General features: G+C 70.1%; 13 protein-coding genes. 2 read left to right on the forward strand and 11 right to left on the reverse strand.

Annotated elements, in window-relative coordinates:
• Positions 1 to 53: 53 nt before the first annotated feature.
• A complete protein-coding gene (locus RZO50_RS08380; protein WP_322599260.1) occupies positions 54 to 1,169 on the forward strand; it encodes an adenosine deaminase in 1,116 nt (371 codons plus the stop codon).
• Positions 1,170 to 1,359: 190 nt separating this feature from the next.
• On the opposite strand, the gene RZO50_RS08385 is transcribed toward RZO50_RS08380, so the two are convergent.
• From RZO50_RS08385 to RZO50_RS08425, 9 genes are all read right to left on the reverse strand, one after another.
• Positions 1,360 to 2,319 carry an SDR family oxidoreductase gene (locus RZO50_RS08385; protein ID WP_322599261.1) on the reverse strand — a complete coding sequence of 320 codons (960 nt, stop codon included), beginning with the start codon at positions 2,317 to 2,319 and terminating at the stop codon, positions 1,360 to 1,362.
• The gene (locus RZO50_RS08390) at positions 2,316 to 3,284 is read right to left on the reverse strand and encodes a bile acid:sodium symporter family protein (RefSeq protein WP_322599262.1); all 969 of its coding nucleotides are present in this window, start codon (positions 3,282 to 3,284) and stop codon (positions 2,316 to 2,318) included. Before RZO50_RS08390 ends, RZO50_RS08385 begins: the two co-directional genes overlap by 4 nt.
• Positions 3,281 to 4,696, reverse strand: coding sequence for a flavin-containing monooxygenase (locus tag RZO50_RS08395; protein WP_322599263.1), 1,416 nt, complete (start codon positions 4,694 to 4,696; stop codon positions 3,281 to 3,283). Before RZO50_RS08395 ends, RZO50_RS08390 begins: the two co-directional genes overlap by 4 nt.
• 103 nt (positions 4,697 to 4,799) lie before the next feature.
• Positions 4,800 to 5,948 carry a mannitol-1-phosphate 5-dehydrogenase gene (locus tag RZO50_RS08400; RefSeq protein ID WP_322599264.1) on the reverse strand — a complete coding sequence of 383 codons (1,149 nt, stop codon included), beginning with the start codon at positions 5,946 to 5,948 and terminating at the stop codon, positions 4,800 to 4,802.
• A complete protein-coding gene (locus tag RZO50_RS08405) occupies positions 5,945 to 6,385 on the reverse strand; it encodes a PTS sugar transporter subunit IIA (protein WP_322599265.1) in 441 nt (146 codons plus the stop codon). The genes RZO50_RS08400 and RZO50_RS08405 overlap by 4 nt, the downstream gene beginning before the upstream one ends.
• Positions 6,386 to 6,509: 124 nt before the next feature.
• Positions 6,510 to 8,069 (reverse strand): PTS mannitol transporter subunit IICB, encoded by a 1,560-nt coding sequence (locus RZO50_RS08410; RefSeq protein ID WP_322599266.1) that lies wholly within the window; start codon positions 8,067 to 8,069, stop codon positions 6,510 to 6,512.
• Positions 8,066 to 9,757 carry a phosphoenolpyruvate--protein phosphotransferase gene (ptsP, locus tag RZO50_RS08415; RefSeq protein WP_322599267.1) on the reverse strand — a complete coding sequence of 564 codons (1,692 nt, stop codon included), beginning with the start codon at positions 9,755 to 9,757 and terminating at the stop codon, positions 8,066 to 8,068. The genes RZO50_RS08410 and ptsP overlap by 4 nt, the downstream gene beginning before the upstream one ends.
• Positions 9,758 to 9,772: 15 nt before the next feature.
• Positions 9,773 to 10,045: an HPr family phosphocarrier protein gene (locus RZO50_RS08420; protein WP_322599268.1), complete on the reverse strand. Its 273-nt coding sequence runs from the start codon at positions 10,043 to 10,045 to the stop codon at positions 9,773 to 9,775.
• Complete coding sequence (locus RZO50_RS08425) at positions 10,042 to 10,398, reverse strand: PTS sugar transporter subunit IIB (RefSeq protein WP_322599269.1); 357 nt, start codon at positions 10,396 to 10,398, stop codon at positions 10,042 to 10,044. The genes RZO50_RS08420 and RZO50_RS08425 overlap by 4 nt, the downstream gene beginning before the upstream one ends.
• Positions 10,399 to 10,550: 152 nt before the next feature.
• Between RZO50_RS08425 and RZO50_RS08430 the strand changes: the two genes are divergently transcribed.
• A complete protein-coding gene (locus tag RZO50_RS08430) occupies positions 10,551 to 12,473 on the forward strand; it encodes a BglG family transcription antiterminator (RefSeq protein WP_322599270.1) in 1,923 nt (640 codons plus the stop codon).
• Positions 12,474 to 12,652: 179 nt separating this feature from the next.
• Here the strand turns inward: RZO50_RS08430 and RZO50_RS08435 are convergent, their stop codons facing one another.
• Both RZO50_RS08435 and RZO50_RS08440 read right to left on the reverse strand, forming a co-directional pair.
• On the reverse strand, positions 12,653 to 14,380 hold the full coding sequence (locus RZO50_RS08435; protein WP_322599271.1) for a phospho-sugar mutase: 1,728 nt from the start codon (positions 14,378 to 14,380) through the stop codon (positions 12,653 to 12,655).
• A 41-nt stretch (positions 14,381 to 14,421) separates the two neighbouring features.
• Positions 14,422 to 15,255, reverse strand: coding sequence for a purine-nucleoside phosphorylase (locus RZO50_RS08440; RefSeq protein ID WP_322599272.1), 834 nt, complete (start codon positions 15,253 to 15,255; stop codon positions 14,422 to 14,424).
• Positions 15,256 to 15,302 lie beyond the last annotated feature (47 nt).

Raw genomic sequence — 15,302 nt, forward strand, 5'->3', positions numbered from 1 at the left:
GCGTCGGCAGGCGCTACTGTCGATACCGCCCATCCGAGCCGAGGAGTACCCCCATGCCCATCGAACCCGACGGCGACGCACGCCTGCAGGGCGTTTCGCTCCGCGGCCTGCCGAAGGTCTCGCTGCACGACCACCTCGACGGCGCGTTGCGGCCGGCGACCATCGTCGAGCTCGCCGACGACATCGATCTCGACCTCCCCGAGGACGACGCCGATGACCTGGCGGAGTGGTTCGCCGAGAAGAGCGACTCCGGATCGCTGGTCGAGTACCTCAAGACGTTCGACGTGACCACGGCCGTGATGCAGACCCGGGAAGGTCTCACGCGGGTGGCACGCGAGTTCGTCGAGGACCTCGCGGCGGACGGTGTGATCTACGGTGAGGTGCGATGGGCGCCCGAACAGCACCTCGCGCGCGGTCTGTCGCTCGACGAGGTCGTCGAGGCCGTCCAGGAGGGGCTCGAAGAGGGCGAGGACGCTGCGGAGAGCGCCGGCCACGACATCCGCGTGGGGCAACTGATCACCGCGATGCGTCACGCCGATCGCTCGCGCGAGATCGCCGAACTCGCCGTCTCCTGGCGGGGGCGCGGCGTGGTCGGATTCGACATCGCCGGTGCCGAAGACGGCTTCCCGCCGTCCAGGCACCGCGATGCGTTCGACTTCCTCGCCTCGCGGTTCCTCCCGACCACGGTCCACGCCGGTGAAGCCGCCGGTCTCGACTCGATCCGCTCGGCGCTGATCGATGGACGCGCGCTCCGTCTCGGTCACGGGGTGCGCTTGGCCGAAGACCTTCGTGTCGTGTCTCGCGAGGGCGACGAGGTCCAGGTCCAGTTCGGTGACGTGGCGCGGTGGGTGCGCGACCGTGAGATCCCGCTCGAGTTGTCGCCGTCGTCCAACCTGCAGACCGGGGCGATCGCCCAGTGGGGCGAAGAGATCGAGGACCACCCCTTCGATCTGCTCTACCAGCTGGGGTTCGCCGTGACCGTCAATGTCGACAACCGACTGATGAGCAGCACGTCTCTCACCCGTGAGCTGCACCTGCTCGCCGAGACGTTCGACTACGACCTCGCCGATCTCGAGACGTTCCAGCTGAATGCCGCCGCGGGGGCCTTCCTGACCGTCGAGGAGCGCGAAGAGCTCATCGAACTGATCGCCGAGGGCTTCGAACGCTGACCTGATTCTGCCCCGCGCGTTCTGTCGCGAACTCCTCAAGATCGCCGGTTGCGACGGGTCGCGACGGCTGCCGACGATCCCGTACCTGGCAGGCTCAAATGCTCTCGCTGGGCGTCCCCGCCGTGTCCCCGGCGCCCTCGCCGGCATGCGGAGCGGGAGTTACCGACGGGCGTCGGCCCGCCGGTGACGGTCACCCGCGGCGGGCGACGCCGGGGTGGGCGGCGAGGTAGGCCTCGAACGCTTCGGCCGAGGTCATCCGCGGCGTGTAGCCGAAGTCGCGGATGAGCGCGTCATTGGCCAGAACCGGGCGATACCGCAGGAATCGCACCTGTTCGGGACCGTGGTCGGTCAGGTGCAACGCGCGGCCTGCCCGCAGCGCGGTCTCGAGCACTCCGGCCGGCACGGCGACGACCGGTTTGCCGAGCCGTTCTCCGATCTCGTGCACCGTGAGACGGCCGGATCCGGCGACGTTGTAGACGCCGGTCGGACCGTCGGTGGCGGCGCGAAGCATCGCCGCGGCGACGTCGTCGACCCAGACGAAGACGAAGGGGGAGTCGGAGCCGCGGATGCCGAGGAGGAGACGGCCGTCCCACAGGGCCGTGATCTGGTTGCGGACTGTCGGACCGAGGATCGTGCCGATGCGGAAGACGACCTGTTCCAGTTCCGGATGCGCGGTGCGGGCGTCGGCGAGCATCTCCTCGACGAGGCGCTTGTGCCGCGAATAGGGGAAGGCGTCGTTGCCGCGCACCGGGTCGGTCTCCCGCAACCAGGCGGGGTTGTCGGGATGGTAGCCGTAGGCGGCCCCGGAGGACGAGACCACGAGACGGCGGACGCCCGCCGTGACGCAGGCGTCGATGACACGGCGGGACCCCGCGACATCGACACGGTACTCCCTCGCCACGTCGCGGCCCGGATCGACGATCGCGGCCAGGTGAACCACGACGTCGATCCGGTGGCGCGTGAGAAGGCCCGCGACGTCGTCGGCGGTCACGTCGCACGACGCGAAGACCACGCCCTCGGGGCGCTCATGCGGTCTGCGCACGTCGGCGGCGACGACGGCGTCCACCTCCGGATGGGCGGCCAGCGCGTGGATCACCCGTGAGCCGAGGAAGCCGGCGCCCCCGGTCACGAGCACCCGGCGACCGGTCATGACGACGCCTCGGCGGTGACGTCGCCGGTGCCGCTGCGACCGGAGGCGTCACCCTTCGCCGAGCCGGTCCGGCGCGTGGTGTGCCACGCCCAGAGCGAGGCGACGCCGAGCCCGGCGATCATGTCCCAGATGCCCCACCAGCCGGCGACGATCGCCATGCCGCCGAGCCCGTCGAAGAAAGCGAAGACGAGGCCCAGACCGAGGCCGGCGTTGCGGATGCCCGTCTCGAAGGTCATGGCCTTCCGCTCGGGAGTGGCGAGGCCGCCGACCACCGCGGTGCCGTAGCCGATGGCGAGGGCGACGGCGTCGTGGATCGTGACGACGAGGACGATGATCCCGAGGAACATCACGAAGATCGACCAATTGCCGGCCAGGGCGCCGACGATGAATCCCATCAGCGCGATCAGCGAGAACCACTTCACGAAGGGCTGCACGCGCCGGGCGAACCGCGGGAACTTCGCTCGGAGGGCCAGACCCACCAGGAACGGCAGGCCGATGATGAGGAAGATGTCCAGCAGCATCTGTCCGGCGTCGAGCGAGATCACCTCCAGCAGCTCGCTCGCGGTGGGGTGCAACGACCCCCAGAAGGCGATCGACAGCGGCATGGCCACGATGTAGAGGAGGTTGCCGACCGCGGTCATCGAGACCGAGAGGGCGACGTTCCCGCCGGAGCGGTGCGTGAGCACCTGCGAGATGTTCCCCGGTGGACAGCAGGCCACAAGGATCATGCCGAGTGCCATCGACGCGCTGATCGGCAGGATCAGCGTCAGGCCGAACGTCACGGCCGGGAGGATCACCAGTTGCGCGAGGATCGCGATGACGAAGGGCTTGGGCTTCTTCGCGACGATCTTGAAGTCCGACGGCGCGGTGTCCAGGGCGATCCCGAGCATGATGAGCCCGAGCACGACGTTGAGGATCAGGATCGTCCCGGGCGTGAAGTTCAGCAGCACGTCGTCCGGGTTCACGTCGTCACCTCCGCATCGTCCTGTCGCCGTGCGGCCGGGCGCGTGGGTCGGAGACGTCGGATGCCACGCGGCCGGCGGACTGCGCCGCCGTCGTCGGCGCCATCGCCTTTCCGCAGTGCGTCGGTGGCGTGGCGGACCGCTCGCCGGTAGGCGTCCTTGTTGACGTAGTACGACATCCGCTCCAGGGCGAGGTACCGGTATCCGCCGCTGAGGTCGGGCCATGGTTCGGACCGCACGCGGCGCCGGAAGGCGGCCGCGCGCTCGGGGTGGTGTTCGAGCGCGTCGAGGTAGGTCGCGATGAGTTCGGCCTGCTCGTACCGCCCCTGCCATCCGATGCCCGACGCTTCGATCATGCCCATCACGTACAACCCGTTGAAGGACGGGGGGAAGGCGTTGAGGAAGAGCTCGGGGCTCGCCCCCGACCAGTTGAGCGCGTCCCGGTCGACGAAGGGGTAGTCCAGGGTGTACCCGGTCGCCAGGAGCACGAGGTCGTAGTCCTCGCTCGTGCCGTCGCGGAAGTGGACCGTGCGTCCGGCGAATCGGTCGATGTCGGGCCGGATCCGCAGGTCCCCCTGGCCGAGGTGATTCAGGATCAGGGTGTTGACGATCGGGTGCGACTCGTAGAGCCGATAGTCGGGTTCGGGGAACCCGAACGAGACCGGGTCACCGGTGAAGGCCTTGAGGACCCGGGTGTCGACGATCTGCTTGAGACGCGCCGGCAGCGGTCGGCCCTGGTTGAGGGTGTCCGAAGGTCTGCCGAACAGGTACCGCGGGACGAAGTAGTACCCGCGTCGTACGCTCATGTCGACGGATGCCGCGTGATGCACGGCGTCGACGGCGATGTCGCACCCGGAGTTCCCCGCCCCGATGATCAGCACCCGCTTGTCCGTCAGCTGCGTGGCGCGCTTGTAGGCGCTCGTGTGCAGCAGCTCGCCGGTGAACTCTCCCGGGAAGGTGGGCACGTTCGGCGCGGCGAGGGTGCCGTTGGCGATGATGACCCCGTCGTAGTGCGCGGAGGTCGGGCCGTCCGGCGCCGCGGCGTGCAGCATCCACCCCTCGCCGTCGCGCTCGAGTCGGGTGACGGCGGTGTGGAACCGGAACGCGTCGGTCAGCCCGAAGTGGGCGGCGAAGTCGTCGAAGTAGCGTTTGAGGGTGCGGTGGTCGGGGTAGTCCGCGGTGGAAGCCATCGGGAACTCCGCGAATTCGGTGGTCGTTCGCGAGGAGATGAGGTGCGCGGACTCGTACATCGTCGAGCGCGGGTTGTCGATGTCCCACAGGCCGCCGACGCCGCCGGCTGCTTCGTAGCCGTCGAACGGGATGCCGGCTTTCTGCAGCGCGCGTGCCGCGGACAGGCCGGACGGGCCGGCGCCGATGATGGCATACCGGCGGGGAGAGGGGCTTCGATGCTCCATAAAACCTCGCACGTCGTCGTGGAGTGTCCGTCGGGATGCGGACGCACAGAAGCCTATGCGTTAACGTCCGTTCACCGGAACACCCACGACGACGTGGCGAGGATCAGCCCTGAGCTTGACGTGCCTCCACGAGGGCCCGGATGCGGTCGAACAGCGGGTGGTCGGAATCGAGTCCGGTGACCTCGGCGGTGAAGGCCGCCGCATCGCGCTCGACGAGCATCTGCCGCATCTGCACCGACTGCTCGTCTTCGGGATCGGCGAAGGCGAGCGCCGCGCCGATGGCGGTCTCCAGTCCGGACGTGGGGAGACCGCGCTCCGCTGCCTCGGCCGCGGGGCCGATGAACCGCTCGTGTCGGGAGAGCTTCCGCAGCGGCTGGCGGCCGACTCGCCACACGGTGTCGGGAAGAGCCGGATTCCGGAAGCGGCCGATGATCGTCGCGCGGTACGCGGCGAGATCCGCGGCGTCGAACTCGTGCTTGGCCAGCAGGATGCCCGAGGTCTCTTCGAGAGCCTTGGCCACGGCGGATTCGATCTGCGGGTCGGCGAGCGCGTCGGAGATCCTCTCCACCCCGGCCTGGGCGCCGAAGTACGCGGTGGCGGCATGCCCGGTGTTGACGGTGAACAGCTTGCGCTCGATGTAGGGCGCGAGGTCGTCGACGAAGTGGGCGCCCGGGATATCGGGCGCGTCGTCCCCGAAGGGGCCGCGCTCGATGGCCCATTCGAAGAACGGCTCGACCGTGACGTCGATGCCCGCGCCCTCGGGCTGACCGGGAACGATCCGGTCGACGGCGGTGTTGGCGAAGATCGCGCGCGGTGCGAGGTCGGCCCACCGGTCGCCCGCGGCGGCGACGATCTCGTCGCGCAGGAGGTGGGTGGCGTTGATGGCGTTCTCGCACGCCATCACCTGCAGCGCGGGCAGGGACGCGTCGCGCTCGGCCAGAGCGGCGACGATGTGCGGCGCGACGAACCGGAGGATCGTGGGTCCGACGGCGGTGGTGACGATATCGGCGTCGGCGATCTCGGCGACGACCCGGTCCGGGTCGGTCTGACTGTTGACCGCTCGGAAGCCGGTGACGGTCAGGTCGCGCCCGCCGTCGCCGACCTCGTGCACCGTGTACTCGGTCGCGGCGTTGATCGCGTCGACCAGCGGCGCGGCGACGTCGGAGAAGACGACCTCGTAGCCGGCCTCGTGCAGGAGGAGCCCGACGAACCCGCGCCCGATGTTGCCCGCGCCGAAGTGGACGGCCTTCATGACCCGGTCGCCTCGCTGACGACCGCGTAGATCTCCTCGGGGGTGGTGAGTGCCTTCAGGCGCGCCACGTCGTCCTCCTCGGAGAAGAGGATCGCGATCTGCGACAGGATCTCCAGGTGCTCGTCGCCCTTGCCGGCGATGCCGATGACGAACGTGACCTGCTCGCCGTCCCAGTCCACGCCGCCGTCGTAGCGGACGACGGACAGCGCCGAGTCGAGGATGGTGTCCTTGGTCTCGTTGGTGCCGTGGGGGATGGCGAGTTCGTTGCCCATGAAGGTCGACACCGTCTGCTCGCGCTGCTGCATCGCGTCGTAGTACTCCGCAGTGACCGCGCCTGCGGCCTGCAGGATGTCGGCCGCCTCCTTCATCGCCTCGTCGCGCGTGGCGCTTCCGGGGTGGATGCGAACCTGGCCGAGGCTGAGGACGTCACGTGCCATGATGGCCGCCTTTCGTTCGTGTCGGATGCCGGCGGCATCCACTGTTGCATCTGTCGAGGGCCGCGGCCAGTGCCGCGGGGGATGACTGCGGGGCCGGGGACGCCCCCGGCCCCGCAGTGTCCGATCAGGAGTTCTTCTCGTGCTGGTTCTGGACCAGCTCGACGACCTCGTCGTAGCGCGGCGAGTTCATGAAGTTGTCCACCGACACGTGGACCGCATCCGGCGTCTGGTGACGCGCGCGGTCGGTGAGCTGGTTCTGCGTGATGACCAGGTCGGCGCTGGAGTCGAGGGCGGCGATCGCCTTGTTCGTGACGGTCACCCCTTCGACGCCGGCCTTCTTGATCTTGTTGCGCAGCACGCTCGCGCCCATCGCGGACGAGCCCATTCCGGCGTCGCACGCGAACACGATGTTGTTGATCTGACGCTCGGTCACGGTGGCGGCGCCACCGTCGCCGTCCGCCTGGGTCGCCGCACCACCGCGGAGGTTGCGCAGCGCATCCGAGCTCTTGCCCTTGGCGGCCTCGGTCTGGGTGATGGCCGCACCGAAGGCGTCATCGGTCGAGGCCATTGCCGCCAGGTCGCGCTTGCGCGAGGCCCGCAGGATCACGGCGGCGATGAGGAAGGTCACCGCGGCCGAGAGGACGACGGACAGGATCACCGCGAAGTAGGCACCGGTTGCGGTCTGCAGGAGAACCGCGATGATGCTGCCGGGCGCGGCCGGGGCGCGCAGGGCGCCACCGAGGAGCATGTTGGTGGTGACACCGGTCATGCCACCGGCGATCAGGGCGACGATCAGCACCGGCTTCATGAGGGCGTACGGGAAGTACACCTCGTGGATGCCGCCGAAGAACTGGATGATCGCCGCACCGGGAGCCGATGCGCGTGCGGCACCGAGACCGAAGAAGGTGAACGCCAGCAGCAGACCGACACCGGGGCCGGGGTTGGCCTCGAGCAGGAACAGGATCGACGAGCCGGTCTCCGAGGCCTCCGTCACACCCAGCGGGGTCAGGACGCCGTGGTTGATGGCGTTGTTCAGGAAGAACACCTTCGCCGGCTCGATGATGATGCTCGTCAGCGGCAGCAGGTTCATGTCGACCAGCCAGCTCACGGCGTTGCCGAGGGCCTGCATCAGGCCGTTCACGAGCCACGCGATCGGGTAGAACCCGACGATGGCCATCACGAAGCCCCAGATACCGGCCGAGAACATGTTCACGAGCATCTCGAAGCCCGCGCGCACCTTGCCGTCCCACAGGCTGTCGAGCCACTTCATGGTCACCGCGGCCAGCGGGCCGAGGATCATGGCGCCGATGAACATGTGGACCTGCCCGAGGGGGCTCTCGCCCTCGGGGAGCGTGGCGTTGAAGTTCGCCACGAGCAGGTCGGATCCGGCGATCGCGCCCATGGTCGCGATGACGCCGACGACACCACCGCGCACGTTGTAGACCATCGATCCACCGGTGTAGGCGATCAGCAGCGGCAGGGCGTAATGGATGAAGGGGCCGACGATCGTGGCGAGGTCGGCGTTCGGGGTCCAGCCGACTTCGATGAAGAAGGCCGTGAAGATGCCCCACGCGATCAGCGCGGGGATGTTCGGCATGATCATGCCGGAGAGGAACGTGCCGAAGCGCTGGACTCCGACTCGCGCCTTGCTGCCCGCCGTCGCGGGCGATGACGCCGTTGTCATGACTGTGTCTCCTTCTCTCGGGTCGCCGCGGACTGCGCGGCGGTTCGTGCCGAGGCCGCACCATCGGCGGCCAGGGCGGCTTCTGCGATGCGTCGGGCATCGTCGAGGGTGTGTTCGAGCAGGGTCGCCCGAACGTCTGCAAGGGCGGTGGGCGCCATCGACAGGCTGGTCGCGCCCAGGCCGACCAGGACGACGGCCAGCAGCGGGTCGGCCGCAGCCTCACCGCAGATGCCGACCGGCTTCCCGTTGGCCTTCCCGGCGTCGCCGACCTCGCGCACGAGGCGCAGCACGGCGGGGTGCCAGGGGTCTTGATACGAGGCGACCGATCCGAGCAGGCGGTCGGCGGCCATCGTGTACTGCGTCAGGTCATTGGTGCCGATGGAGGCGAAGTCCGCGTGGCGGAGCACGCGGTCGGCCAGGAGGGCCGAGGAGGGCACCTCGACCATCACACCGGCGGTCTTGATGTCGTACTCGCGCGCGAGGGTGACGAAGTACTCCGTCTCCTCCACGGTCGAGATCATCGGGGCCATCACCCAGAGGTCGGCCGGCCCCTCGGGGGTCCGGCGCGTCGCCTCATGCGCCTCGGACAGGGCGGTGAGCTGTTCGCGCAGGATGTCCTCGCTCTGGCGCAGAGCGCGCAGGCCGCGGAGACCCAGCGCGGGGTTGTCCTCGTGGGAGTCGTTGAGGAACGGCAGCGGCTTGTCGGCACCGGCATCGAGCATCCGGACGACGACCTTCTTGCCCGGGAAGGCCGAGAGCAGCTCCGTGTACGACGCACGCTGCTGCTCGACCGTCGGAGCCTGGCTGGCGCTCAGGAAGAGGAACTCGGTGCGGAACAGTCCCACGCCCTCGGCGCCGAGCTCGACGGCCTCCGCGGCCGCGGCGGGCGATCCGAGGTTCGCCAGCAGCGGGACGGCGGTGCCGTCCGCGAGGGCGCCCGGGGTCAGCGGCGCGTTCGACGCCTCGGCGCGGGCCTGGGCGCGATGCGTCGCGCGGTCGAGCTCCTCCGTCGAGGGGTCGGTCGTGACGACGCCGGAGGCGGCATCCACGATCACCGTTTCGCCGTCGCCGAGGTCTTTCGCGCCGGCTGCGCCGACGATCGCGACGATCGACTTCTCCCGGGCGAGGATCGCCGTGTGCGAGGTCGGGCCGCCCTCGGTGGTCACGAGGGCGAGCACCTTGTCGAGGTCGAGGAGTGCGGTGTCGGCCGGGGCGAGGTCTTTGGCGACCAGCACGAACGGGTGTCCCGGGTCGGGGACACCGGGTGCCGGCTCCCCGCGCAGCTGGGCGATGACGCGCTGGGCGACGTCGTCGAGGTCGGCGGCGCGCTCGCCGAGGTAGCCGCCGAGGGCGGTGAGCTGCTGCCGGAACGACGCGAACGCGTCGTGGACGGCCCACTCCGCCGTCTTCCCCTGGGCAAGACGGGAGTCGATCTCCTCCTCGAGGGTCGGGTCCTCCGCCATCATCGCCTGGGCTTCGAGCACCTCCTGTGCAGCGCCGCCGGCCTGGGTGCCGCGGGCCTCGAGCTCGCGGGCGACGACTCCCACGGCTTCACGGGCGCGGGCGGTCTCGTCCTCGACGCTGAGAGCGCTGGGCGTGTCCTCCGGGGCCGGAACCGGCGGCGCCATGCGGGCCACCGGTCCTTGGGCGACACCGAGCCCGATGCCGACTCCTCGCAACTGTGCCATGGGGTATCGCCTCGCTTACGCGTCGTGGTCGGTGGTGAGCAGCTCAGCCAGCGTGTCGAGCGCCGCGTCGGCGTTCTCGCCCTCTGCCGTGAGGGTGACGTAGTCGCCCTGCTCGACGCCGAGGGCGATGACACCGAGGATGCTCGCCGCGTTCACGGGGGCGCCGGAGCCCTTCGCGATCGTGATCGGAAGGCCGGTCTCCTTGGCCGCCTGCGCGAAGAGCTTGACGGGGCGGGCGTGGAGTCCGTGGGCGGAAGCGACCCGGACAGTGCGGCTGACGGCGGTCATGAGTGATCCTCTCTGATGCGGGGGTGCGCGAAGGTGGTGTCGTGTGAGGTTCCGGCGGCCGCCTCGCGCACGAGCGCGAGGGATCGGGATCCGTCCAGGTCGGCATAGGCATCGGCGGGCATGAGCACGACGATGCTTCCGCCATGGGCGGCTTCCGCTCGGATCCGGTCGATCTCACCATGGAGGTGAGGTCCCACCAGCACGAGGTCGGCCGTTTCCAGGTCGATCGGAAGGGACTGTGTCGTTGCGACCGTGGCATGGACGTCCACGCCCTGCTCCCGCGCCGCCTGGCGCAGCCGCTGGACGACGAACGTGCTCGACGCTCCCGCGCCGCACACCACCAAGATCCTCATCGATCCACACTCCTCGCTGATGATTCGATTCTGGAGATCAGCTGAACCCGCCACAACCAGTCCTCCTTCCGCCCCGGAGGAAAGGCGTCGCCTTCCGCCCGGCCGGAAGGTGCTCATGGAAGACTTGCGGGTGGAAGAGGCGAGGAGAGACCTTGACGAAGGCACGGCAGGATCGCCTGCTCGGCATCCTGGTGCGGGACGGCGAGTGGGCCACGGCGGCGACGCTCGCCGATGCGCTCGGGGTGACGCCCCGCAGTGTCCGCTCCTATGTCACGGCGGTCAATGCCCGGGTCCGCGGCGGGACCGCCATCGAATCCGGCCCGCAGGGATATCGAGCCGGGCCGGATGCCGGCGCGGCGCAGCGCGCGGGTTCCGGCAGTGACGCGGGAACGCCCCGAGACCGGCTCCACCGGCTGGTTCGGCTGCTGTTGGAGGATCCCGACGGGATCGACGTGTTCCAGACGGCCGACGACCTGCATGTGAGCCCAGCGACGCTCGAGGCGGACCTCGCGCGCGTGCGCTCGCTGCTCGGCGGGACCGAGTTGACGCTCGAGAGGTCTGCGTCGACGGCGCGTCTGCGGGGCAACGAGATGGCGCAGCGGCGATTGCTCAGCCGCCTCGCGCACGACGAGATGGACGCCGGCGCCTTCGATCTGGAGGCGTTGCGGCGCACGCTCGGCGACGCCTCCGTCGGCGCGCGTGCCTTCGGGCCCTTCAAAGACGACCTGGTCGCCGAGCTCGGTGCACTCGGCTACTACGTCAACGAGCTCGGCATCGCCGACGTCGTCATGCACATCGCCATCGCCGCGGACCGGGTCGCGCAGAACCGCGGACTCGACGCGATCGCACACGAGTCGCAGGATTCGAACGAGGCGGTCGAAGCCATCCTCGGACGCTTGTGCGAGCAGCATCTCGGGGTGTCGCTCGGCGCGGGAGACCAGTACCACCTCGCGACCCTGGTGCTGACCCGCGTGGTCGCGCCCGGTGCGTCCGCCCCCTCCGTGCGCGGACGACTCGATCCGGAGGTCGAGCAGGCGGTCCGCGAGGTCGTCGAACAGGCGGCCGCGCAGTTCCTCGTCGACATCGCCCACGACGACTTCATCCTCCGTCTGGCGTTGCACGTGCAGAACCTTCGGGCGCGGGCGAAGGAGCAGGCGTGGTCGCGGAACCCCCTCACGCGGTCGTTGAAATCGACATACCCGATGATCTTCGACGTCGCGGTCTTCATCGCCAGCGGGTTGAACACATCGCTGGGCATCCCCCTCCTCGACGACGAGATCGCCTACATCGCCATGCACGTCGGCGGGCGCCTGGAACGCAGCCGTCGCGCGGACCAGCTGCTGACGGCGACGATCGTATGCCCCGGGTACTACGAGCTGCACGAGCTTCTCCGCTCCAGCGTGGACCGGTCCCTCGGCCGCTCGATCGAGGTGGTCGGCGTCGAGACGCGAGCCGACCCGGACTGGCGGTCTCTCGACACCGATCTCGTCCTCACCACGATCGACCCGCCGATGCCCAGTGACCGTGCGATCCGCGTGCAGCCGTTCCTCACCGAAGGCGACGTGGATCGCGTGCAGGCCGCAGCCGGACGGGTCCGACGCGCGCGGCGTCTGGCGAGGCTGCGCGCCGACATCGAGCGCTACTTCGCCCCCTCCGCTTTCCTCCGCGGTCTCGACGCGACGGCGGGAACAGAGGGTGTCATCCGAGACCTCGGCGGGCGCCTGGTCGATCTCGGAGCGATCGACGCCGAGTACGTCGACCGCGCGATCGAGCGCGAGCAGCTCTCCTCGACGGCGTTCACCGACGCTTTGGCCGTGCCGCATGCGATGGGGATGACCGCCTCGCGCACCGCGATCGCCATCGGCATCGCCGACCCGTCCATCCCGTGGGGAGACGGCCGGGTGCAGGTCGTCGCCTTCGTCGCCTTCTCGGAGAGCGACCGCGAGGCCTTCCAGACCGTCTTCGAGCAGTTCGTCGAGGTCTTCAGCGAGCGCGAGAGCGTGCAGCGCATCGTCCGCCGCGGCACCGATTTCACCTCGTTCCTCGACGAGCTGGTCGCCGTCATCGACGGCTGATCCACCCGGCTCCCCGCCCCGCCCCGGCCCCGGCCCCGGTCACCCGCCTGCCCGGCGGGGGCCACAACTCAGGCTGGACAGCCGTGACTGCGGCCGACACGCCGGTGCCGGAGGGGCTGAGCCTGAGTTCGTGCACGCGGTCGCCGGTGCAGGTCCTTCCGGTAGCGGGCCGCGGCGTCTCAGGCGAGGCCGTCGAGCAGGACGCGGGCGCCGTCGGCGAGGTTCGCCAGCCGCTCGGTGGCCTCCTGGGCGGACTCAGCGCGGACGTCGAGGTAGACCTTCAGTTTCGGCTCGGTGCCGCTCGGCCGCACGATGACGCGCGATCCGTCGTCCAACCACAGGCGCAGCACGTCGCCGGGCGGGAGCCCGTCCACCCCCTCCAGGAGATCGTCGACCTGCGTGACCGGCACCCCGCCGAGGGACTCGGGATGCTGGGCGCGGAGCGCGCTCATCATGGTTCCGACCGCGGCGACGTCGTCGGTGCGCACCGATACCTGGTCGCTGGCGAACACCCCGAAGGTCTCGTCGAACTCGGCGAGCAGATCGGCGAGGGTGCGGCCCGCGCGGCGGGCGTCGGCGGCGAGGCCCAGCACCGCGACGGCGGCGGAGATCCCGTCTTTGTCGCGAACGGTCTCGGGGTTCACGAGGTAGCCCAGCGCCTCTTCGAAGCCGAAGACGATTCCCGGGGCGCGGGAGATCCACTTGAAGCCGGTGAGCGTGGCGTGGAAGTCCAGGCCGTGCGCCTCGGCGACGGCCTGCAGGCCCGGCGAGGACACCAGGGAGCACGCAAGCGAGCCGCGCGGTCCGTCGGAATCTTGGGCCAGGCGTGCGGCGCGCCAGCCGAGGAGAAGACCGATCTCGTTGCCGGTCAGGCGCCGCCACCCGCCGGTCGGATCGGGGAGGGCCACGGCGAGCCGGTCGGCGTCGGGGTCGTTGGCGATGACGAAGTCCGCCTGAGCTTCGTCGGCGGCGGCGAAGGACAGATCCATCGCGCCGGGTTCTTCGGGATTCGGGAAGACGACGGTCGGGAACGATCCATCGGGTTCGATCTGTGCGGGCACCACGATCGGAGCGGGATAGCCCGCGCGCTCGACGATCGCCGAGAGCGTTTCCCAGCCCACGCCGTGCATCGCGGTGTAGACCCACGTCATCCCCTCCGCGCTCTCGGGAGCGGGGGCGACGGCGGCGGTCGCCTCGATGTAGGCGGTGACGAGCTCTTCGGGTGCCGTCTCGAACGCCAGCGACCGGGGGAGCGCGGCGATGTCGCCCGCATCGGCGATCCGCTGGATGTGCGCGGCGATCTCGGCGTCGGCGGGACTGACGATCTGCGAGCCCTCGTCGTCGCCGCCGAGGTAGACCTTGTATCCGTTGTCGTTGGGGGGATTGTGGCTGGCGGTGACCATGACGCCGGCCGCCGCGGACAGGTGCCTCACGGCGAAGGCGAGGACGGGGGTGGGCAGCATCCGCGGAAGCAGCACCGCGCGCAGACCTGCTCCCGCGAAGATCTCCGCGGAGTCCCGCGCGAACACGTCGGAGTTGCGGCGACCGTCGTAGCCGACGACGACCACCGGTGCCTCAGGGCGCAGCGGGGCAGGCGCCGCCCCCTCGTCCTCGGCGGCGGCCACGCCCGCCCGTTCGGCGATGTAGGCGGCCAGTCCGGCCGCGGCCTGTGCGACCAGGACGCGATTCATGCGGTTCGTGCCGGCGCCCAGTTCGCCGCGCAGTCCGGCCGTGCCGAAGGCCAGGCGCGTGGCGAAGCGGTCGTGGATGGCATCCAGCGCATCGGCGTCGCCGACTTCCGCGGCTTCGAGCAGCGCCCGAAGCTCCGCGCGGGTGTCCGGATCCGGATCCTGCGCGAGCCACGCGCGGGCCCGGTCGAGCAGATCCTCGTGTGCGGTGCTGTCCATGGCGGCCTCCTCGACGCTCGGGACGGGGCGATCGGGCGCGATCACAGGGCCGCCACGACGCGGGCGAGCAGGTCGCTGATGACCGGCTCGGCCTCGCGGCCGGCCTCGATGACCTCGGCGTGGCTGAGGGGGGTGGTCTGGATGCCGGCGGCCATGTTGGTGATGAGCGAGAAGCCGAGGATCTCCATGCCGGCCTGGCGTGCGGCGATCGCCTCGAGAGCCGTGGACATCCCGACGATGTGGCCGCCGAAGGTCTTCGCCATCTGCACCTCGGCCGGGGTCTCGTACTGCGGGCCGCGGAACTGGCAGTAGACGCCCTCGTCCAGGGTCGGGTCGATGCGGCGTGCGACATCACGAAGACGCGTGGAGTACAGGTCGGTGAGGTCGACGAAGGTCGCGCCCTCCAGAGGTGAGGCGCCGGTGAGGTTGATGTGGTCGCTGATGAGCACGGGCTGGCCGGGTTTCCACGTGTGGCGGATGCCGCCGGCGCCGTTGGTGAGGACCATGGTGCGCGCGCCGGTGGCTGCGGCGGTGCGCACGCTGTGCACGACGCGGCGCGGGCCGTGTCCTTCGTAGAAGTGGGTGCGCGCCCCGATGACGAGCACGCGCCGTCCGTCGGCGGTGAGGATGCTGCGCAGCGTCCCCACGTGCCCTTCGAGTGCCGGCTTGCTGAATCCGGTGACCTCGGTGGCGGGGATGGTGGCCGTGGTCTCGCCGATGAGGTCGGCGGCCTTGCCCCAACCGCTGCCGAGGGTGAGGGCGATGTCGTGCGATGCCGCGCCGGTGAGGCGCGCGATGTCGGCGGCGGCGGCCGCGGCGACCTCGAACGGGTCGGTGTTCGGGTCGTCGAGAGGGTGGCGGGACTCGTCGTGCATGTCCCTACTTTAGGAACGCCGGGGCGTCGCCGCCAGGAAGGACGCGT

The sequence above is a fragment of the Microbacterium xanthum genome (assembly GCF_034531355.1).
GTDB lineage: Bacteria > Actinomycetota > Actinomycetes > Actinomycetales > Microbacteriaceae > Microbacterium > Microbacterium xanthum.